The sequence below is a fragment of the Acinetobacter sp. ANC_7511 genome (assembly GCF_056779975.1).
Genome location: NZ_JBWYIY010000004.1, coordinates 119,626 through 140,820, shown reverse-complemented (window position 1 = coordinate 140,820; position 21,195 = coordinate 119,626). Strand labels below are relative to the sequence as shown.

At 39.1% G+C, this 21,195-nt stretch carries 23 protein-coding genes; 8 read left to right on the top strand and 15 right to left on the bottom strand.

What is annotated here, in order from left to right:
• Positions 1–11: 11 nt before the first annotated feature.
• The 10 genes from pdxJ to AC1M9L_RS04135 form a co-directional block, all read right to left on the bottom strand.
• Complete coding sequence (gene pdxJ, locus AC1M9L_RS04180; RefSeq protein ID WP_481591421.1) at positions 12–737, bottom strand: pyridoxine 5'-phosphate synthase; 726 nt, start codon at positions 735–737, stop codon at positions 12–14.
• A 9-nt stretch (positions 738–746) separates the two neighbouring features.
• Positions 747–1,460, bottom strand: coding sequence for a DNA repair protein RecO (recO, locus tag AC1M9L_RS04175; RefSeq protein ID WP_092767057.1), 714 nt, complete (start codon positions 1,458–1,460; stop codon positions 747–749).
• A 12-nt stretch (positions 1,461–1,472) separates the two neighbouring features.
• Positions 1,473–1,664 (bottom strand): NF038104 family lipoprotein, encoded by a 192-nt coding sequence (locus AC1M9L_RS04170; RefSeq protein WP_481591420.1) that lies wholly within the window; start codon positions 1,662–1,664, stop codon positions 1,473–1,475.
• Positions 1,665–1,690: 26 nt separating this feature from the next.
• Positions 1,691–2,719, bottom strand: a complete 1,029-nt coding sequence (gene era, locus AC1M9L_RS04165; RefSeq protein ID WP_035267178.1) for a GTPase Era — start codon at positions 2,717–2,719, stop codon at positions 1,691–1,693.
• On the bottom strand, positions 2,716–3,417 hold the full coding sequence (gene rnc, locus AC1M9L_RS04160; protein ID WP_035267179.1) for a ribonuclease III: 702 nt from the start codon (positions 3,415–3,417) through the stop codon (positions 2,716–2,718). The genes era and rnc overlap by 4 nt, the downstream gene beginning before the upstream one ends.
• Positions 3,389–3,763 carry a DUF4845 domain-containing protein gene (locus tag AC1M9L_RS04155; protein WP_035267180.1) on the bottom strand — a complete coding sequence of 125 codons (375 nt, stop codon included), beginning with the start codon at positions 3,761–3,763 and terminating at the stop codon, positions 3,389–3,391. Before AC1M9L_RS04155 ends, rnc begins: the two co-directional genes overlap by 29 nt.
• A 25-nt stretch (positions 3,764–3,788) precedes the next feature.
• Complete coding sequence (gene lepB / locus AC1M9L_RS04150; RefSeq protein ID WP_481591419.1) at positions 3,789–4,643, bottom strand: signal peptidase I; 855 nt, start codon at positions 4,641–4,643, stop codon at positions 3,789–3,791.
• 16 nt (positions 4,644–4,659) lie between these two features.
• Positions 4,660–6,477, bottom strand: coding sequence for a translation elongation factor 4 (gene lepA / locus AC1M9L_RS04145; RefSeq protein WP_035267184.1), 1,818 nt, complete (start codon positions 6,475–6,477; stop codon positions 4,660–4,662).
• 163 nt (positions 6,478–6,640) lie between these two features.
• The gene (locus AC1M9L_RS04140; protein WP_481591418.1) at positions 6,641–7,102 is read right to left on the bottom strand and encodes an acyl-CoA thioesterase; all 462 of its coding nucleotides are present in this window, start codon (positions 7,100–7,102) and stop codon (positions 6,641–6,643) included.
• Between the two features lie 112 nt (positions 7,103–7,214).
• The gene (locus tag AC1M9L_RS04135; RefSeq protein WP_481591417.1) at positions 7,215–8,600 is read right to left on the bottom strand and encodes a Do family serine endopeptidase; all 1,386 of its coding nucleotides are present in this window, start codon (positions 8,598–8,600) and stop codon (positions 7,215–7,217) included.
• Positions 8,601–8,833: 233 nt separating this feature from the next.
• Between AC1M9L_RS04135 and nadB the strand changes: the two genes are divergently transcribed.
• Complete coding sequence (nadB, locus tag AC1M9L_RS04130; protein ID WP_373683328.1) at positions 8,834–10,465, top strand: L-aspartate oxidase; 1,632 nt, start codon at positions 8,834–8,836, stop codon at positions 10,463–10,465.
• Positions 10,466–10,501: 36 nt separating this feature from the next.
• On the opposite strand, the gene AC1M9L_RS04125 is transcribed toward nadB, so the two are convergent.
• The 4 genes from AC1M9L_RS04125 to pabC all read right to left on the bottom strand — a co-directional run bounded on the left by AC1M9L_RS04125 (position 10,502) and on the right by pabC (position 13,485).
• The gene (locus AC1M9L_RS04125) at positions 10,502–10,921 is read right to left on the bottom strand and encodes a PaaI family thioesterase (RefSeq protein WP_035267192.1); all 420 of its coding nucleotides are present in this window, start codon (positions 10,919–10,921) and stop codon (positions 10,502–10,504) included.
• A gap of 61 nt (positions 10,922–10,982) precedes the next feature.
• Entirely contained in the window at positions 10,983–11,606 is a 624-nt protein-coding gene (gene tmk, locus AC1M9L_RS04120; protein ID WP_035267194.1) for a dTMP kinase, read from the bottom strand.
• 14 nt (positions 11,607–11,620) lie between these two features.
• On the bottom strand, positions 11,621–12,670 hold the full coding sequence (gene mltG, locus AC1M9L_RS04115; RefSeq protein ID WP_481591416.1) for an endolytic transglycosylase MltG: 1,050 nt from the start codon (positions 12,668–12,670) through the stop codon (positions 11,621–11,623).
• Between the two features lie 5 nt (positions 12,671–12,675).
• Positions 12,676–13,485, bottom strand: a complete 810-nt coding sequence (gene pabC / locus AC1M9L_RS04110) for an aminodeoxychorismate lyase (RefSeq protein ID WP_481591447.1) — start codon at positions 13,483–13,485, stop codon at positions 12,676–12,678.
• A 153-nt stretch (positions 13,486–13,638) separates the two neighbouring features.
• Between pabC and AC1M9L_RS04105 the strand changes: the two genes are divergently transcribed.
• From AC1M9L_RS04105 to AC1M9L_RS04075, 7 genes are all read left to right on the top strand, one after another.
• Complete coding sequence (locus AC1M9L_RS04105) at positions 13,639–14,646, top strand: sulfate ABC transporter substrate-binding protein (protein ID WP_481591415.1); 1,008 nt, start codon at positions 13,639–13,641, stop codon at positions 14,644–14,646.
• A 175-nt stretch (positions 14,647–14,821) separates the two neighbouring features.
• Positions 14,822–15,838 carry a sulfate ABC transporter substrate-binding protein gene (locus AC1M9L_RS04100; protein ID WP_481591414.1) on the top strand — a complete coding sequence of 339 codons (1,017 nt, stop codon included), beginning with the start codon at positions 14,822–14,824 and terminating at the stop codon, positions 15,836–15,838.
• A gap of 15 nt (positions 15,839–15,853) precedes the next feature.
• Positions 15,854–16,459: an alpha/beta hydrolase gene (locus tag AC1M9L_RS04095; protein WP_481591413.1), complete on the top strand. Its 606-nt coding sequence runs from the start codon at positions 15,854–15,856 to the stop codon at positions 16,457–16,459.
• An 84-nt stretch (positions 16,460–16,543) separates the two neighbouring features.
• Positions 16,544–17,377 (top strand): sulfate ABC transporter permease subunit CysT, encoded by an 834-nt coding sequence (gene cysT / locus AC1M9L_RS04090; RefSeq protein WP_035267202.1) that lies wholly within the window; start codon positions 16,544–16,546, stop codon positions 17,375–17,377.
• Positions 17,374–18,264 (top strand): sulfate ABC transporter permease subunit CysW, encoded by an 891-nt coding sequence (gene cysW / locus AC1M9L_RS04085; protein WP_035267204.1) that lies wholly within the window; start codon positions 17,374–17,376, stop codon positions 18,262–18,264. The genes cysT and cysW overlap by 4 nt, the downstream gene beginning before the upstream one ends.
• A gap of 12 nt (positions 18,265–18,276) precedes the next feature.
• Positions 18,277–19,338, top strand: coding sequence for a sulfate/molybdate ABC transporter ATP-binding protein (locus AC1M9L_RS04080; protein ID WP_035267206.1), 1,062 nt, complete (start codon positions 18,277–18,279; stop codon positions 19,336–19,338).
• 55 nt (positions 19,339–19,393) lie between these two features.
• Complete coding sequence (locus tag AC1M9L_RS04075) at positions 19,394–20,323, top strand: CysB family HTH-type transcriptional regulator (protein WP_481591412.1); 930 nt, start codon at positions 19,394–19,396, stop codon at positions 20,321–20,323.
• A gap of 94 nt (positions 20,324–20,417) precedes the next feature.
• Here AC1M9L_RS04075 and carO read toward each other — a convergent pair whose 3' ends face one another.
• Positions 20,418–21,155 carry an ornithine uptake porin CarO gene (gene carO, locus AC1M9L_RS04070; RefSeq protein WP_481591411.1) on the bottom strand — a complete coding sequence of 246 codons (738 nt, stop codon included), beginning with the start codon at positions 21,153–21,155 and terminating at the stop codon, positions 20,418–20,420.
• Between the last annotated feature and the right edge of the window lie 40 nt (positions 21,156–21,195).

The following is a 21,195-nucleotide window of genomic DNA, read 5'->3' as shown; positions in this document are numbered from 1 at the left end:
ACTCATCAATCTTATCGTGCAGCTTTAATTGCTACTTTCATATCTTGAACTGCTTGCGTAAGTCCTTTAAAAACAGCATCGGCAATCAGAGCATGTCCAATATTCAATTCGTGTATTTGAGGAATTGCTGCAATAGGAGCAACATTGTCAAGATTGAGTCCATGTCCAGCATTTACAACTAAGCCTTTAGCAGCAGCGTATTCTGCTCCACGGATAATACGTTGTAACTCTACCTGCTGTGCTTCTTCTGTTTCAGCATCTGCATAAGCACCTGTATGAATCTCAATAGTTGGCGCACCACAGGCAATTGCAGCATCAATTTGTTCAATATCAGCATCGATAAATAACGATACATCACATCCAATCGCTGCTAATTCCTGTGTAGCAGACTTAACAGCCTCAAAATTACCAACAACATCTAAGCCACCTTCGGTCGTGACTTCTTGACGCTTTTCAGGCACAAAACACACGTGATGCGGCTTTATTTCTTTAGCAAATGCCACCATCTCATCTGTCACTGCCATTTCAAGGTTCATGCGTGTTTTAAGTACAGGGCGCATGCGACGGACATCATCATCATGAATATGACGACGATCCTCACGTAAATGTAATGTAATGCCTTCAGCCCCTGCCTCTTCACAAATTAGTGCTGCCTGTACTGGATCCGGGTAGCGTGTGCCTCGAGCCTGTCTTAGAGTTGCAACATGATCAATGTTCACACCAAGCAATGCAGCCATAACATTTTCCTAATTTGATTTTGATTGAGCGTTTTGAATCCACAATTGACGACTTTTTAGTGGGCGATCACCCAATAATGAAGTAATCATTTGACGATATAATTTATTCAACAATTGTAACTGTTCAGCGTTGAAATCTGTACCATTTTCATAATTTATCATGCTGCGAATTTGCTCACCTGTCAGTGTAGCGGCACTTGAATACTGAACTGGTATGAAGCCTTCGTTTAATTGAAATTGATATTTTTGTGAAGTTAAAATTTCATTTTGGTGTGCATCTATCGAGTAATCAATCGCATAACCAAGCTCTTCTAGAAGTACGTATTCAAATTGACGAAGAATTTGCTTCAAGAATTCGTTAGGATTTGAATGTTGAGCTAATTTTTGTAAACTTTCTAATGTCTTGTGGTACTGTGCAAAAGTATCTGGCATTGCCTCTTCTAATGGACATAATCTCAATAAGATTTCATTTAAATAAAATCCTGAAAAGAATGCATCTCCATGAAAAAAAATAGGATGATTAACAATTTCTAATTTTGTGAAATTTTTTAATTCAGACTTACCTGTCGCTTGGAGTGCGATAGGCTGATATTGCGGTGGTGGAGGTTGTCTTAGTATGCCGTCAACTCGTCCATACTCTTCAGTGAATAAATGGACAATATGACTCCGCTCTCGATACTTTCGATGATGGATTAAGTATCCATGCAAAAGTTCATTTCGCATCGACTAATCTTATTATTTATCTTTCTTTGGTTCTTTTTCATCATCGTCATCACCATCGGGAATAACAGCCCCAACTACTGCTGCAGTACCTTTGACGACTCCTTTGGTGGTTTTATACGCAACTTTTACAGGAACTGTGACAACTTTATGAATGCAACCTTGTAAAACCAAAGCACATACAATTATCGCAACCATCTTCATCATCATCAGCTCCTATAACCGTTTAATCCTTAGATATCACTATACCCTAGGCTTTTTAATGCACGCTCATCATCAGACCAACCGCCTTTGACTTTAACCCAAAGGGTGAGCATGATCTTTTCTTCGAACATTTTTTCCATATCAGCACGTGCATCCATACCAATTTTTTTCAACTTTGATCCTTTTTCACCGATGACAATCGCTTTTTGCCCAGGGCGATCAACAAAAATCGTAGCATCAATATAGGTACAAGCAGGCTTCATACGACCAGTTTTCTCATTTAAAGTCGCTTCTTCTGTTTTAAACGATTCAATTTGAACCGTTAAATCATATGGAAGCTCTTCACCTAGTTGACGCATGATTTTTTCACGAATAATTTCAGAAGCTAAGAAGCGTTCAGAACGATCTGTGAGTTGATCTAGTGCATACAATGGTGGTTGAAACGGTAAGTATTTTTCGATCGTATCTCGAAGATGATCAAGGTTAGCGCCACGCAATGCCGATACCGGAACGATCTCAGCAAAATTCATTAATTTAGTACGTTCTTGAATTAGTGGTAATGCCTGATTTTTATTCTCAAATGTGTCCAATTTATTAATGACCAAGATGACAGGCATTTCGGCATTTTTGAGCTTCTCAAGGACTAATTCATCATTTTGAGTCCATTTGTCAGCGTCTACAACAAATAGTACAAGATTTACATCACGCAAGGCTGAATGAGCTGCACGATTCATCATTTTATTGATAGCACGGACTTCTTTCTTATGCATTCCAGGGGTGTCAACAAATACTGCCTGAGATTTCTCACGCGTATCAATACCCACAATCTTGTGTCGAGTTGTTTGAGGCTTACGAGACGTAATCGAAAGCTTCTGACCCAAAATATGGTTCATTAATGTAGATTTACCTACATTCGGACGACCTACAATTGCTACAAAGCCACTTTTGTAGTCTGAGGGAATTGTAGTACCTTGAGAACTAAAAAATTGATTGATTAAATCATTGCCGCTGTCTTGCGACTCGTGATCAGCATCGATGTGATCGGAATGAGTAGTCATGAAGACTTTTGCTCCAAAAATTTTAAAATTTCCGCCGCTACTGCTTGCTCAGCAAAACGACGACTTGAACCCTCACCCATACATTTTGGCAAGCCTTCAACCATACACTCCACTTTAAAATGTTGGTTTGGTGCATCACCCTGAATATCAACAACCTCATACACTGGGAGAGGTTTTTTACGAGCTTGAAGATACTCTTGTAAACGGGACTTAGGATCTTTCAATTGATCTGTTGGTTCAATATGATCTAAATAAGGTTCATACCATTTCAACACAATTGATTCTAACAACTTTAAATCTTGGCTATCAGTATAGATTGCACCAATAATCGCTTCGACTGTGTCAGCGAGTATCGACTCTCTATGATGACCACCAGATTTTAATTCACCAGTACTGAGTATTAAACTCTGACTAAGTTTCAAATCTGTTGCAATTTTGCCTAACGCTTCTTGTCGAACCAAAGTAGCTCGCATACGCGTCAGACGACCTTCGTTTTCATGTGGATAAGCATGATAAAGGTAATTGGCAATAATCATACCTAACAATGAATCGCCTAGAAACTCTAGGCGTTCATAGTTATGTTTATGGCTAACCGATCGGTGTGTCAATGCAAGTTGAAGTAATTCAATTTTCTTAAACTGATAACCGATGCGACTCAGTAAGCGAGAATCACTTACTTTGAACTGACCTTTGATCAAAACTTTTCTCGAATGTGAGGACTAAATCAATATTAAATAAGAATGGCTTTCTTACTTCATATTTCTTTGTCACTTGTAAACCTTGTTTAGATTTGACAGTCGCAATATCTTTAAACTCAATGTCACGGATATTGTTCATGCTAAATTTCTGCCCCATTGTTGAAGCAAACTGTTGTGGTGTTGTCGCCTTTGAGCTGATTGCAACTTGCTCTTCAATCAATTGATTGATTAGTCGGTCATCCCAATAAGGCTGCCACAATGCTACGAGCACTTTAAGTCCAAATGCCGCAACAATTACCCCTAATAAAATCGCTGTATACGATGCACCACGTTGAGTGTTACGCATTTTTTATTATCCATATATTTGAAGATTACTGAATTTGACCATTACGACTGAATGATGGCAATTTCAAACCAGCTTCTTTATGCATCCATACATAAATTGCTTGTCCTGTTAAATTTGCCTCAGGTACGAATCCCCAGATTCGACTATCAGCACTCTGATCACGGTTGTCACCCATGGCAAAGTAATATCCTTTCGGAACAGTTACTTCCCAGCTTTGACCATTTGTTCTTACAAAGCGATCATTCGCAGTGGCAACATAAGGAAGATCTTGTTTGGTTTGTGCATAATTAAAATGCGCAATAATCGGGTTTTGACCTTCCAAATTACGAACCAAATACTTATGATCACCTAAAGTTTCATAATGATAAATTGAATTTGGCGTGTCTGAAACATCTTTTTCACGATTAAATTCAGTCGATTCCGTTACAACTTTTTCACCATTGATGGTTAATTGATTATTCTCAAAAACGATATGATCACCAGGTAAACCAATAATACGCTTAATATAGCTAATTGATGGGTTTGGTGGATATCTAAATACCGCCACATCACCACGTTCAGGCTCATTGACATTCAACACTTTGGTGTTGCTAATCGGTAAACGAACACCATATTGATATTTGTTCACCAAGATATAATCACCTGTTTCCAATGCCGGAACCATGGATTCAGATGGAATATTATAAGGTTCAAAGAAGAATGAACGCAGCACTAACACAACTGCAAGTACAGGCCAAAAATCATATGCCCATGTAATAATGAAATTTTCATTCCCTTTTCCTTTGGTTGCTCTTTGTTTGAGCACCAATTTATCCAGCAACCACAATCCAAAAAAGATTAGGGTTGCAGGTACGAGAATGAGGTTAAAATCAAAATCCATGGGATATTCCTTGTTGTTATCGCTCTACTTTTAACACAGCTAAGAAAGCTTCTTGTGGGATTTCTACACTACCCACCTGCTTCATACGTTTCTTACCTTCTTTCTGTTTAGCGAGAAGTTTCTTCTTACGTGAAACGTCACCACCATAACATTTTGCCAATACGTTCTTACGCATTGCTTTTACTGTTGAACGCGCGATAATTTGAGCACCAATCGCAGCTTGAATCGCCACATCAAACATTTGACGAGGAATCAAATCTTTCATTTTTTCTACAAGTGCAATACCACGATGACGCGCATCTTGACGGTGACAAATCATTGCCAATGCATCAACTTTTTCACCATTGATCAAGACATCTACTTTTACAAGAGAAGAAGACTCAAAACGGATGAAGTTATAATCTAATGATGCAAAACCACGTGAACATGATTTCAATTTATCAAAGAAATCCATCACGACTTCAGCCATTGGTATCTCAAATGTAATGGCTACTTGGTTTGCCATAAACTTCATATCTTTTTGAACACCACGTCGCTCAACACACAACGTCATTACATTGCCAAGATATTCTTGTGGCACAAGGATATTACATTCTGCGATCGGCTCACGAAGGTCTTCTACAGTAGATCCATCTGGCATTTTTGATGGACTGTCGATATAAACTGTCTCACCACTCTTCATGACTGCTTCGTAGATTACAGTCGGTGCCGATGAAATCAGGTCTAGATCATATTCACGCTCTAAACGCTCTTGAACAATCTCCATGTGCAGCATACCCAAGAAACCGCAACGGAAACCAAATCCTAATGCATCTGAACTTTCAGGTTCAAAGAATAATGCTGAATCGTTAATTTGCAGTTTTTGTAATGCTTCACGGAAAGGTTCAAATTCACTCGAATCAATTGGGAATAAACCAGCATATACCTGTGGTTTAACTTTTTTGAATCCAGGTAAAGTTTCTACTTCTGGCGTTGTAGCAAGTGTAATCGTATCTCCAACTGGCGCACCAAAAATATCCTTGATACCAGCAATCACAAAGCCAACTTCACCTGCTTCTAAAATATCAGTTTCTGTATGTTTAGGATTAAAAATACCGACAGAGGTAATGATGTGCGTTTGACCTGTTGATTTCATCAACATTTTATCGCCTTTACGCACCCGACCTTGCTTAATACGAACTAAGGATACAACACCTAAATAGTTGTCAAACCATGAGTCAATAATTAAAGCTTGAAGCGGCGCTTCACGGTCACCCGTCGGAGCAGGAATGGTATTCACAAGTGTTTCTAAAACACCTTCGATTCCTAATCCAGTTTTAGCTGAACACGTAGGTGCTTCAGTTGCTTCAATTCCGATAATGTCTTCAATTTCTTGAATTACACGCTCCGGTTCAGCTTGAGGTAAATCAATTTTATTAAGTACTGGAAGAACCTCAAGACCTTGCTCAATAGCTGTATAACAGTTTGCAACTGACTGAGCTTCAACACCCTGAGCTGCGTCAACAACTAAAAGTGCACCTTCACAAGCAGCAAGCGATCGCGAAACCTCATATGAGAAGTCAACGTGCCCAGGTGTATCAATAAAGTTCAGTTGATATTCTTCGCCATTAGGGTGTGTATAATAAAGCGTCACAGATGCAGCTTTAATGGTAATCCCGCGCTCACGCTCAAGCTCCATTGAGTCTAGAACTTGCGCTTGCATTTCGCGATCTTGCAAACCACCACAGGTCTGAATAAAACGGTCAGCTAAAGTTGACTTCCCGTGATCAATGTGAGCAATGATCGAAAAGTTACGTATATTTTTGATATTTACGGATTTTTTAGCTTGCGCCATGGGTTACCTTGAACAATAAATTGCGCTATGCATGAAATAAAAACTACATAGCAAAAGCTGTTTAACAAATTGCGGACGATTATAGCAGATGGATTTTTCAAAGTATTCATAATAATGAATACCATGTGGTGAAATATTTAATTCGTCCGACTCAAGCAATTCTTTAGTTAACGGGTAAAGAATAATCTTGAGTGAAATCCAAAGGATTTAATACCTCAGAAATAGGCTGATAAGCTTGAGTAAATGTTGGCGATAATCGTTTAGGTCTGCCTGTCGCAATCTCTACACAGGCCCATTTGGTATTTCCCACAAATAATAATGATTGGTCTGAAGGTCTAAAAAAAGCGTACTGACGGAATGAATACATCGCATTCAAATCATTAAGCCAAGTTCTTAAAATAATTTCATCATTTTCAAAACACGCCTTTCTGTAATTCATGTGATGCTCAACTGCAACCATGGCATGTTTGAGTTCTAGATATTGCTCAACCCCAAAACCCAGTTGTTCGATATGTGCTGTTGCAACATCTTGCATCCATTTTACATACACCACATTATTCACATGACCTAAAATATCAATGTCTTGTGCTGTTGCTTTTATTTTAAGGTCAAAGATTGTACTCACTGTATTCCCTTGTATTGCGTATTCATCATCAACATTCGGAAAGAGTTTAATATAATTTTAGGGTTAAATAAAAAAGACCTTGCTGTCGCAAGGCCTTTTATTCAATTTATGTTTATTTGATTCTTAATCCGATCATGGCATTTCGCCCTTCACGGATGATACCCACTCGTGCAACTGTATTTGTTTTAAGATTAGCCACCGCTTCCACAAAATCTTGTGTTGTACTTACATTCTTACCATTAATCGAGGTGATCACATCACCAGCCATAATACGAGATTGTGCCGCCAAACCTCCGCGTACAACCTCTTGAATGTAGACACCACCTTTAACACCAAGGCGTGTTTTTTCAACAGGTGCAAGTTCGCGTATCGCAACACCTAATGTAGGTCCGCGTTTTTTAGCTTCACTTACATTTTGGGCTTGTGCAGGTGTTTCATCTGGTGCTGATGCAAGTGTTGCTGAAATCGTACGTACACGTTCATCGCGCAAGATTTCTAACTGAATTTTTTGATTTGGCTGTGTTCTATTTAAGTAATTTAATAGCTCACTCGTTCTTGAAATTGCAGTTCCGTTGTATTTCAAAATAATATCATTTTGCTTTAAGCCAGCGCGCTCTGCTGGGGAATTTGGCGCAATTTCTGTGATTAAAGCACCTTCAGGTTTTGGTAATTTATAAGCTTCTGCGAGGTTACGATCAATCTCTTGTAATTGAACACCAAGATATGAGCGACTGACTTTACCATTTTTCTTTAATTGATCCGCCACATCCATCGCTACATCGATTGGAATGGAGAATGACAATCCCATATATCCGCCAGTACCACTGAAAATACGAGAATTCACACCAATCACTTGACCTTGTTGATTAAACAATGGTCCCCCAGAGTTACCAGGGTTTAATGCGACATCAGTTTGAATAAACGGAACTGATGTTTCACCCAACATATTTCTTGATTTGGCACTGACAATCCCCGCAGATGCCGAGTACTCAAAACCAAACGGTGAGCCAATGGCAAGAACAGGTTCTCCAACTCTTAATTGGTCGATATTCCCAGTCGAAAGTGCTGGGTAGTTCGTACCTTCAACTTTCAGTAATGCCACATCAGTACGTTCATCACTACCAATAACTTTGGCATCAATCTCGCGACGATCATTTAACATGATGGTGATTTGTGAAGCATTTTCTACAACATGATGGTTGGTAATCAGGTAACCATCACGGCTAATAAAAAATGCACTCCCAAAACCCGTTTTCTCTTGAGGAGCTTGGCGCTGCGGAATAATAATTTGATTGCCGAAGAATCGTTTCAGTAGTTCAGGTACTTGTTGTTGAAGAATTTCTTCTTGTGTCATTTTCTTAACAACATTCACGCTGACGACACCCGGACTTACTCGCTCTACAAGATTTGAAAAGTCAACAGTAGCCGCCGCTTGAGTTTGTACTGCCGCAGTAAAGACTGCAGCAAAAAGTCCTGATGCTATAACGCGATTTTTCATGTTAAGTGAACTCTCATTTATGATTCTTGGATAAAATAATTTTTAGCACAATCAAAATTCGCTGTGCGTAAATAAATGTTTCTATATTAATAGAAAACAATACTTTACTTAAAATATGATTAAAAACTAATAGTTCAAGTGCATAAAAAAAAAATTGATCAATCAAACTCTTGAATTTTGCTTTGAAAAAGAGCCATATTAACGCACTTTTAAAATTCAGTTTGCGAATGGAAATGCCGAAAAATACAAGTACGCATCAATTTGATGTGATTATTGTGGGCAGTGGCGGTGCGGGTTTAAGTCTAGCACTCTCATTACCTGATCATTTTAATATCGCAGTGTTAGCAAAATCTCATTTGAAAGATGCCAGCACGTATTATGCACAAGGCGGCGTTGCAGCTGTTCTTGATGAGGCTGATTCTATTCAACAACATATTGATGACACGCTCATTGCAGGTGCTTATCTCTGTGAAAAACAAGCTGTTCAACACACGGTTGAAGGAGGAAAACCCTCTGTTGATTTTTTACTGAAACAAGGTGTTAAATTCACACTAGATGATGAAGATAACTTGCATCTCACACGTGAAGGTGGGCATTCTCAGCGCCGCATTATTCATTCCGCAGATGCAACAGGGAAAGCAATTTCAACCACTTTAGTTGAACGGGCACAAGAAAAAAACAATATTCACATCTTTGAAAATTACATTGCGATTGACCTCATTACAGCGCATAAGCTGGGGCATTTGAATCAGGAAAATCGTGCTTTAGGCTTATATGCTTTAGATGAGCAAACCGAGCAAGTGCATACTTTCTTAGCACCATTTACTGCACTGGCATGTGGCGGTGCCATGAAAGCATATTTATATACCTCTAACCCTGATATCGCTACAGGCGATGGTATTGCAATGGCATATCGTGCTGGATGCCGCGTCGCCAATATGGAATTTAATCAATTCCACCCAACCTGTTTATATCACCCTCAAGCACGTTCCTTCTTAATTACTGAAGCAATGCGTGGTGAAGGCGCTTATCTTCGTTTACCTGACGGCGAACGCTTCATGCTTCGTTTCGATGAACGTGCAGAGTTAGCACCACGTGATATTGTAGCTCGAGCTATCGACTACGAAATTAAAAGATTGGGTATACGACATGTATGGCTAGATATTACCCACAAAACCCCTGAGTTCATTAAAGAGCACTTCCCCACTTTGTATGCTCGCCTACTCGAGCTGGGTATTGATATTACCAAAGATATGATCCCAGTTGTGCCAGCAGCGCACTACACCTGTGGTGGTGTCGTAGTCGATGAACATAGTCAAACGGACATTCAAGGTCTATATGCGATTGGTGAGACGTCTTATACAGGTTTACACGGCGCTAACCGTATGGCAAGTAACTCACTTTTAGAATGTTTTGTATATGGCATGAGTGCAGCAAAGCATATTCAAGATCAACATCAAAATATTATAGATCACTATGAAGTCCCTGAATGGGATGCTTCTCAAGTCATGAATCCTGATGAAGACGTTGTCATTTTACAAAACTGGGATGAGTTACGTCAGACCATGTGGAACTATGTAGGTATTGTACGAACGACCAAACGTTTAGAACGTGCATTACACCGCGTTGAAATGCTGAAACATGAAATCACCGAATATTATCAAGATTATCATGTCAGTAAAAATCTAATTGAGCTTCGTAACCTTGTACTCGTTTCTGAGATGATTATACGTTGTGCGATGCAAAGAAAAGAATCACGCGGATTACATTACACTTTGGACTATCCTGAGCCTTCGCAAGAATTACGAAAAACCGTACTCACCCCACCAAATTTTGAAGTGGAAACACCTTTAGTTGAGGTTTAAGTTCAAAATAAAAAAAGCGAGTTCATACTCGCTTTTTTATGCCCTTTTGGGAGGAATTGAGTAAGTCCCAGTAACGTGAGCTATCGGCTCATCATCCCCAATAGAGTACAAGTAAACCTCTCCGACAACTAGAGTTTTGCCAACTTTCATTAATTTACAAACACCCTTGATGTCACAACCACCTTTCGGTTTTTTAAGAAAGTTTATATTCATATTGGTCGTCACTGTAAGACCTACAATACCAATTTCTCCCAGTATTGCGATATACAATCCATAATCGGCTGCTGTCATCATAGTCGGACCTGAAACTGTCCCTCCAGGTCTTAAATCATTTTCATCAACATGATAAATGACTGTAGCACCACGTGGCTCTACTGACACTATTTCACATTTTTGGAGACTTTGTGGAAATTCGGTTTGTAGGAATTTGAATATTTCTTCTTTATTACTGATCATATTGAGTCTAATCGTTTTTCCATAAACAATGACTCAATATAAATCATATTTGCTTTTTTAATTAGCACTTATGCTCAGCTTTCCATGAACTAATTCGTTCAATTGCATCATTAAATACTTGCTCAGGACTTTGTGTTGCATCAATACGCTTAACACGATTCGGCTCTAACTGATGCAATTCAGCAAATCCTGCACGTACTTTTTCAAAAAAAGCTGCTTTTTCTTGTTCAAACCGATCCAATGCTCCACGCGCTCGTGCTCGTTGCATTCCGAGTTCAGTCGGAGCATCCAACCAAAATGTCAGGTCAGGCATTTTTAGAACAAAGTTTTGGTTTAAAAGCGCTAATTTTTCACGGCTTAACCCACGACCTGCACACTGATACGCGAAACTGCTATCACAAAAACGGTCGCATAACACGATCGAACTATTTTCAAGTGCAGGCATTATAACTTGTTGCAGATGTTGCGCTCGAGCTGCGTACATTAATAATAGTTCAGTATCATTACTCATTCTTTCTTCATGATTCACTGTCAGAAGTACGGAACGAATTTGCTCAGCGAGCGGAGTACCACCTGGTTCACGAGTTAGAACAACTTGCTTTGATTGCTCAAGGAAGTAGTCACGAATTTTATGAATCAATGTCGTTTTACCAACACCTTCTGTGCCTTCAAAGCTAATAAACACGTCTATTTTACCCCTTACTTTTTAGATCGAATCACAGCAAGATATTCTTGAACAGCGCGATTATGGTCATCTAGATTGGTACTGAATTTGTGACCTCCATTTCCAGTCGCCACAAAATAAATATAGTCAGAATGATCTGGATGCATTGCCGCTTCGATCGCTTTATCACTTGGTAATGCGATCGGTGTTGGTGGCAATCCGTAATTCGTATAAGTGTTATATGGTGTTGGCGTTCTTAAATCTTTACGGGTAATGTTACCCGTATATTGATCGCCCATACCGTAAATCACGGTTGGATCAGTTTGTAAACGCATACCAATTTTTAATCGACGAACGAATACGCCCGAGACTTTATCTAACTCATGATCAACATTGGTTTCTTTCTCAATGATTGATGCCATGATGAGCGCTTCATATTTATTTTTATACGGCAAATCAGAAGCTCGATTTTCCCAGGCTTTATCTAGCGCCTTCATCTGGTGTTGATACAAATCAGTTAAAATTTTACGATCTGTTTCACCCTTTGCAAAAAAATAAGTATTTGGCGCAAACAATCCTTCTGGATGTGAAAATGGAATATTCAATTCCTTTAATATTTCTGCATCGCTCAAATGAACCAGCTCTTTCGTCACCAATTCATCATTCTTAAGTGCATTTTTTAACTGCTTAAATGTTGTACCCTCAATGACCAAAATTCGATTCAATTGTGCATTTTCAGAATTTGAAATCATGTCTAGAACTTGACGGACACTCATTCCCGCTTTGACCTCATAGACTCCAGCTTTCATGCTGTCATGAATCATGAATCGTTGATAAATCTTTAAAATAATGGGAAATGAAACTTGTTTATTTTGAGCTAAACGATCAATAAATTGTGAGTAAGTATCACCATGATTAATCGCGAGCATTTGCTTTTTACCCTCTACAGGATAATCCTTCCATAGACTTGCAGATAGAATCATGGATGCAAGCAACATTAGGCCTGCAATAATGAATAAAAGCGCTTTAGGTTTAAAGGATGTCTTGCTGTTCTTTTTCTTTGTTGATTTCTGAGGAGAGGACATAAGCTTTAAATCTGATTAAGTTGAAGGTGGTGAAAAAGATCAATACACGCTTGTGTATCTAATCGACGATCATCAAGGCAAGAGGCGATTTTCATTGGGTGGAGCGCATTACAATAAAATACACTTTGAATGTGAAGAAGTTCATTCAAATCAATTACTCTTTTTTGGAACGTTATACCATAATGATTCATACGCTCCAAAATTTCAGCACGCATCACCCCATGAACGCCATTATAACGAAGTTCAGGACAAATCCACGTATCATTCAATCGTATAAAGCAGTTACTGCTGATTCCTTCAACAATATAGCCTTGAACATCTGTAACTAAAGCTTCTTGAAAACCCTTCTCATCGGCTTCCTGCTTTAGTAACACTTGTTCTAACCGATTCAGTGATTTAATTCCCACCAATTGTGGCATGGTTAAACCCATTACTCGCTCAAGTAACCCACTCACAATGACTTCATAGTGATGATCAGTCACGTTTTGCGGATAATAATACAACCAAAGATCTGCTGAATGATGAGGTAAACTGTATCCTCGTTGCCCCTCGCCTCGACTCAGTACAATTTTAATCGTCCCGTTTAATTGCTCATATTCTTGCTGTAAATACTGGATAGACTCAGCAATATAGTCAAGATTAGCTTGAAGTGACAATCGCTCAATGGCGGTATTCAATCTTTTTAAATGACGTTCAAATAATTCAATTTTATTATTTCGAATTCTTGCCGTGGTAAAACAGCCATCCCCATAATGGAAGCCACGATCCAAAATAGTTATTGCATCCATTGGCTTGGCATTTTTTAAACAGATCATTTCAAGCAACCTCATTCCTTTCTCATAGTGTAAAAAGTCACTCACAAAATGAATAGCTGTTTTGATCATAACTTTTTCATTTCTTCTTATTTTTTTATTTTAAAAAATTTCCCTATGCTCAAATCATCAAAAAACGACAAACACATAGGAATAATGATGCGTTCTTTTAAAATTGGGGTCTTTTCAGCTTTACTTTCAGTCACTTCTGTTTCCACACTCGCAAAAGATTTTTTAAATGTTTCATATGATCCAACTCGCGAACTTTATGACAACTTTAATAAAGAGTTTGGAGCATATTGGAAAAAGCAGACTGGTCAAGAATTGAATTTTAAACAATCTCATGGTGGATCTGGTAAACAAGCGCGTGCGGTCATTGATGGCCTAGATGCAGACGTCGTGACTCTCGCACTCGCAGCAGATATTGATGCGATTGCTGAAAAAACCAATTTATTACCAAAAGACTGGCAGAAAAAATTCCCACAGAACTCTACACCCTATACCTCAACCATCGTGTTTTTAGTCAAAAAAGGCAATCCCAAAGGGATCAAAGACTGGGGAGACTTGATTAAAAATGATGTTGGAATTATTACGCCAAACCCTAAGACATCAGGTGGTGCGCGTTGGAATTACTTAGCAGCATGGGCTTGGGCAAAACACCAACCCGGCGGTAACGATGCTAAAGCACAAGAATTTGTACGAAAAATTTATAAAAATACTAAAGTGCTAGACTCTGGTGCACGTGGTGCAACAACAACTTTTGCAGAGCGTGGCATTGGAGATGTACTCCTGGCTTGGGAGAATGAAGCACATTTAGCTCTTCGTGAACAACCTGGAAAATTTGAAATCATTACACCAACACTTTCCATTCTTGCTGAGCCCCCTGTAGCAATTGTTGAGAAAAATGCGCAAAAAGATGGCAACCTCAATGTAGCAAAAGCCTATTTGAATTATCTGTATTCTCCAGCTGGTCAAACCATTGCTGCCAAAAACTTTTATCGACCACGAAATGCAACGGTACTTTCAAAATATCAATCCGTGTTTAAACCTTTAAAATTAGTCACGATTGATAAAGAGTTTGGAGGTTGGACAAAAGTCCAAAAACAACATTTTGATAATGGCGGGATATTCGATCAAATTGTCAAAGCAAACAGTAATAAATAAATTAAGATTTAAGCATTAACTTATCGCTTGCCGATCATATTCATGATCGGCATTTTTTTAACAACACATCTAAATCTTTTTTTTTCATATAAAATTCATTTTTTATTATTTTTTATGCATAAAGATTAGATTTATTCTAGCGCCATGTAACAGAATATTTTCTTTTGAGGTTGCCATGCGCTTTTCAGCTAAATTAAAACTTGGGGTTCTCGCAGCTTTTGTTTCAGCTGCTTCGCTTAGCGCTTCCGCTAAAGATTTATTAAACGTCTCTTACGATCCTACTCGTGAATTCTACGTAGAAGTAAATAAAGAATTTGGTGCGTATTGGAAATCTCGGACTGGGCAAAACGTCAAATTTCGTCAGTCACATGGCGGTTCAGGTAAACAAGCGCGTGCAGTCATTGATGGTTTAAATGCAGATGTCGTGACTCTCGCACTGGCAGCTGACATTGATGCGATTGCTGAAAAAACCAATTTATTACCAAAAGACTGGCAGAAAAAATTCCCACAGAACTCTACACCCTATACCTCAACCATCGTGTTTTTAGTCAAAAAAGGCAATCCAAAAAATATTAAAGACTGGGGTGATTTAGTAAAACCGGGTGTGGACATTATTACACCAAACCCTAAGACGTCAGGTGGCGCACGTTGGAATTATTTAGCGGCTTGGGCATGGGCCAAACACCAACCAGGTGGAAATGACGCCAAAGCACAACAATTTGTTCAGCAAATTTATAAACAAACCAAGGTCTTAGATTCTGGCGCTCGTGGCTCAACTACAACTTTTGCTGAACGCGGTATTGGCGATGTTTTGCTTGCTTGGGAAAATGAAGCTCATTTAGCACTGCGTGAACAACCCGGTAAATTTGAAATCGTGACGCCAACACTTTCTATACTTGCTGAACCACCTGTAGCAATCGTTGAAAAAAATGCAGAAAAATCAGGCAATAAATATTTGGCGCAAGGTTATTTGAATTTCCTTTACTCACCTAAGGGACAACATATTGCCGCGAAGAATTTCTATCGTCCGCGTAATCAAGCTGTATTAAAACAATATTCATCAACATTTAAGCCACTGAAATTGGTCACAATTGATCAAGAGTTTGGTGGCTGGGCGAAAGTACAAAAAGCTCATTTTGAGAATAATGGTATTTTTGACCAAATTACCAAAGCAAATAACACAAAAAAATAACCAATGGAGCATGACATGATACATACACTCATTGTACCCGGCGTCGGCGGAAGTGATGAAAATCATTGGCAATCATGGTTGCAACGTCAAGTCATGCCATGCTCACGTGTTCAACTAGATGATTGGAACTTTCCTTTACTCTCAGATTGGATCCATCGTTTTGTAGAAAAAATTTCGCAGATAGATGCACCCGTACAGATTGTTGCACATAGTTTTGGCTGTTTAACGTCTGTCGCTGCTCTGCATCAGCACCCAGAAATAGCACAGAAAGTTAAACAACTGGTTTTAGTTGCACCAGCCAATCCAAGTCGTTTTGGTGAGAATGGTTTTGCTCGTTTGAGTTTGACTGATTATAGTTTTTACTTTCATCAAATTAAGATTAGCGTTCCCACAAAAATGCTCATCAGTGAAAATGATCCGTGGTTAGGTTTTGAGGATGCAAAAAAACTAGCAAAATCATGGGGTGTAAAACCGATTAACTTAGGTCAAGTTGGTCATATTAATGTTGATTCAGGATTTGGACCATTTCCAGAGATCTTCGATTTTTTGATTCATGATAAGCTGTCGAACTATATCAATAGTATTGATAATGGCAAGTTGTATTACAAATTTGCAATTTAAAGTTCGCCACTTATTCTTGATAAATTTTTTAATTCAATTGCTTATTGATTTCGGTAAGCTTTTTCTCTCATTTGAGGAGTAGTCATGTCGCAGCGATCCCGAGTGCTGCCAGGATTTGGTCTATCTCTAGGCTTTACCCTAGCGTATTTATCTTTAATTGTGCTCATACCCTTGTCGGCTGTTTTTATTAAGTCTTTAGGTATTGGCTGGGAAGGTTTATGGGAGATTTTAAGCTCTGAGCGTATCTTAAAATCATTACAACTAAGTTTCAGTGCTGCACTTATTGCTGCCTTCATTAATGTGGTATTTGGCTTATTACTTGCTTGGTGTCTCGTGCGCTATAGTTTCCCTGGTAAACGAATTGTTGATGCATTGGTTGATTTACCCTTTGCGTTACCAACAGCTGTTGCTGGGATTGCATTAACATCTTTATATGCTCCGACAGGCTGGATTGGTCAATATCTTGAACCCTTAGGAATTAAAGTTGCTTATAGTCCTATTGGGATTACATTAGCCCTGATATTTATTGGCTTACCTTTTGTGGTTCGTACAGTACAACCTGTACTGAGTGACTTAGAGACTGAACTTGAAGAAGCAGCGTCAGCATTGGGTGCGAATCGACTGCAAATTGTAACCAAAGTGATTTTACCGATTCTTTTCCCTGCATTAATCACAGGATTTGCTCTCGCATTTGCCCGTGGCGTGGGTGAATATGGTTCGGTCATCTTTATCGCAGGTAACCAACCCTTCGAAACTGAAATTGCGCCATTAATGATTATTTCTCGATTGGAAGAATATGACTATGCAGGTGCAACGACGATCGCCGTTGTCATGCTCCTTATTTCATTCGCTATCTTGTTCTTGATTAACTTGTTACAAGCATGGGCGAGTCGTCGTACAGGGAGAACTGCACAATGAGTTTGAATACAAATAGCAATGCTCTAGCTGAAAAATTGCAATCTCGTGATGCGACGCGAGAACCGACTTGGGTTCGTTATACACTCATTGTCGTTGCCATGATTTTCTTCCTCAGTTGCTTAATCCTGCCTTTGATTTTAGTTTTTGTTGAAGCATTCAAACAGGGTATCGGCGTTTATGCGCAAGCTTTAGTTCATCCAGACACGTTGTCAGCTGTAAAGCTCACCTTACTAACAGCTGCAATTGCTGTACCGCTCAACGTAGTATTTGGTGTAGCGGCGGCTTGGTCTGTTGCGAAATTTAATTTCCGTGGTAAATCCATATTAACCACGATTATTGATATGCCTTTCTCAGTATCACCTGTAATCGCAGGTTTGATGTTGGTATTGATGTTTGGTACTCAAGGTTGGTTCGGCGGATGGCTGATGGATAACGACATTAAGATTCTATATGCCGTTCCAGCAATTGTACTAGCAACCATCTTTATTACAGTTCCTTTTGTGGCGCGTGAGCTCATTCCACTGATGGAAGCTCAAGGTACAGAAGAAGAGGAAGCGGCAATCGTTTTGGGTGCTTCAGGCTGGCAAACTTTTTGGAAAATCACGATTCCAAATATTAAATGGGGCTTGATATACGGGGTTATTCTTTGTAACGCACGTGCAATGGGTGAATTCGGGGCAGTCTCTGTAGTATCGGGTCATATTCGTGGAGAGACCAATACATTGCCACTGCATGTAGAGATTCTCTACAACGAATATACCTTTAGTGCAGCATTTGCTGTTTCATCCCTCTTGGCTTTATTGGCGATTGTGACATTGATTCTTAAAACATGGGTCGAAATTCGCCAAGAGAAATTAAGCAAACGTAATGAAGATTCTACAGTTTAAAGGAAGTATCCGATGAGTATTCAAGTTAAAAATATTGAAAAACACTTTGGTGCTTTCCATGCACTAAATAATATCTCCCTAGATTTTCCTGATGGTCAACTCGTTGCATTGTTAGGACCTTCAGGCTGCGGTAAAACGACTTTACTTCGCATTATTGCTGGTCTTGAATCTGCTGACAGCGGTCAAGTGATCCTTGAAGGTCAAGACTCAACGAATGTTCATGTTCGCGAACGTCAAGTCGGCTTCGTATTCCAACACTATGCTTTATTCCGTCATATGACAGTATTTGACAATATTGCTTTTGGTTTACGTGTTCGTCCACGTTCAACACGCCCTTCAGAATCTGAAATCAAAAAACGAGTTACACGACTACTGGATTTAGTTCAATTAGGATTCTTAGCAGATCGTTATCCAGCACAATTGTCTGGTGGACAGCGTCAACGTATTGCACTTGCACGTGCGCTTGCAGTTGAACCTCGTGTACTACTTCTGGATGAGCCATTTGGCGCACTTGATGCAAAAGTTCGTAAAGAGTTACGTCGCTGGCTGAGAACTTTACATGATGAACTCCACATCACCTCGATTTTTGTAACTCACGATCAAGAAGAAGCGCTTGAAGTTGCAGATCAAATCATTGTAATGAATAAAGGTAATGTTGAACAAATTGGCTCACCTCGTGAAGTTTATGAAAAACCAGCAACGCCTTTTGTATTTGACTTCTTAGGTCAAGCCAATAAGTTCGAAGGTCATAATCAAGCGGGAATCGTACAGATCGGAAATGATCGCATTCAACTGCCTTTAGCTAAAGATGCACCTGAAGGTAAAGTGATTGCCTTCATTCGACCAGATGAGTTCCAAATTCATGCTCAACCTACAGACAATGCAATTCAAGCAACGTTCTTACGTGAAGTTTGGATTGCAGGAAAAGTGGTTGCCGAACTTCAAGGTCAAGATGGCAATCTCATTGAAATTCTACTCACTCCAGATGAAGCTAAACTGCATCAATTCCGCCCAAATCAATCGGTTTGGTTAACGACTAATACATTGCACTTATTTGCACAAGAAAACGCATAAAAATGTGTAGATGGGGCTTTTATATAGCCCCATCATTTTAAAGGTAACAAAGACTATGAACTTTCAACAATTAAGAATTATTCGAGAAACCGTCAGACAAAATTTTAATTTAACGGAAGCTTCCGCTGCCCTTTACACGTCTCAATCAGGCGTAAGTAAGCATATTAAAGATTTAGAAGATGAATTAGGTGTTCAACTATTTATCCGAAAAGGTAAACGCTTATTAGGGTTAACTGAACCTGGTCAAGCTTTGCTCGGTATCGTAGAGCGCATGCTGGTCGATGCAGACAATATTAAAAGATTAGCCGATGATTTTAATCGTGTAGATGAAGGTACATTAACCATCGCAACCACTCATACTCAAGCGCGATATGTATTACCACCAATTGTAAATTCATTCAAAAAATTATTTCCGAAAGTTCATTTGATTTTGCAACAAGCAAGCCCAACTGAAATCACTGAAATGTTACTTTTAGGCGATGCTGATATTGGTATTGCTACTGAGAATCTGACTACTGAAGAAAATTTAGCAAGTGTTCCTTTTTATAACTGGAAACACAGTATTATTACGCCTCAAGGTCATCCACTTACTCAAATAGCATCACGAGAGATTAGCTTAGAACATTTGGCAGAGTATCCGATTATTACCTATCACGGTGGTTTTACGGGACGTTCAAAGATTGATAAAGCTTTTGAAGACTCAGGACTTGATGTTGATTTAGTGATGTCTGCACTTGATGCTGATGTAATCAAAACTTATGTGGAATTAGGTATGGGTGTTGGGATTGTCAACGATGTAGCCTACGATACAGAACGAGATCATCGCTTAAAACAAATTGATACTGATTTATTCGGGGTGAATACCACTTGGATTGCTGTACGTAAAGGTCATTTGTTACGTGGATATGGTTACGAGTTTATTTCGCTATGTGCACCTAGTGCTGATATCAAAGCGTTAAAGCGTGTGGCTTATCCTGAAGATTAACAAGCTACAAATAATAAAGGCGCCTATAGCGCCTTTATTATTTGCATTAACTTGCATAAAAAAACGAGCCGAAGCTCGTTTTTTTAATTGGATCTTACCAGTGGAAGCTCACACCCACTTTACCAACTGGAAGCCATTCGTATTTGTCATCATTACGGATTTTATCTTCTTCGGCTGCAATAGATTGCTCAATTGTTGGAGCTCCAGCCGCACCAGTCAAATTACCATACGAGGTTAAGTTAACAGATGGATTACCAGTATAGAAGGCACCAACTTCACCAAACACACCGAAGTTTTTGTTGATTTTAGGAGCAAAACCAAAACCTACATATGGAGCAATTTCATTATCATAAGATAATTTACCATTCACACCACCGTTACCAACGTAAGCAACATTGTTAACCTCGATTGAGCCCTGTGCATTTTTATTACGTTTATCTAGATCGTATTTTGTATCAACATAACCCACACCCGCTGCCATATATAAGCCTTGAGCCCATGGATTTTCGCTCGCACCCCAAGGACGAATTTCAGCGTTTAAATAAGCTACATTATTATCCATTTCAGCATCATACTTAGTACCGTTGATTGATAAATCATCAGACCAAGAGATATCACCACCGTTGTAACCTAAAGCAAGACCAACGTATGGGTTAGCAGTCCAAAGTAATGCACCACCGTAACCAGTTGTACCAACTTCAGCACGAACACCAGTAGGGATTAATTGATTAGCTTCAAATACATTACCTGTACGTACTACTTGAGTGTCCGCCATAGCGAAGCCTGAAACAGATAATGCTGTTGTAACAGCGAGTAATTTTAACACTTTCATTTTTTTCTCCTCAAAGAAATGAGTTGTTCTTTAATCATTA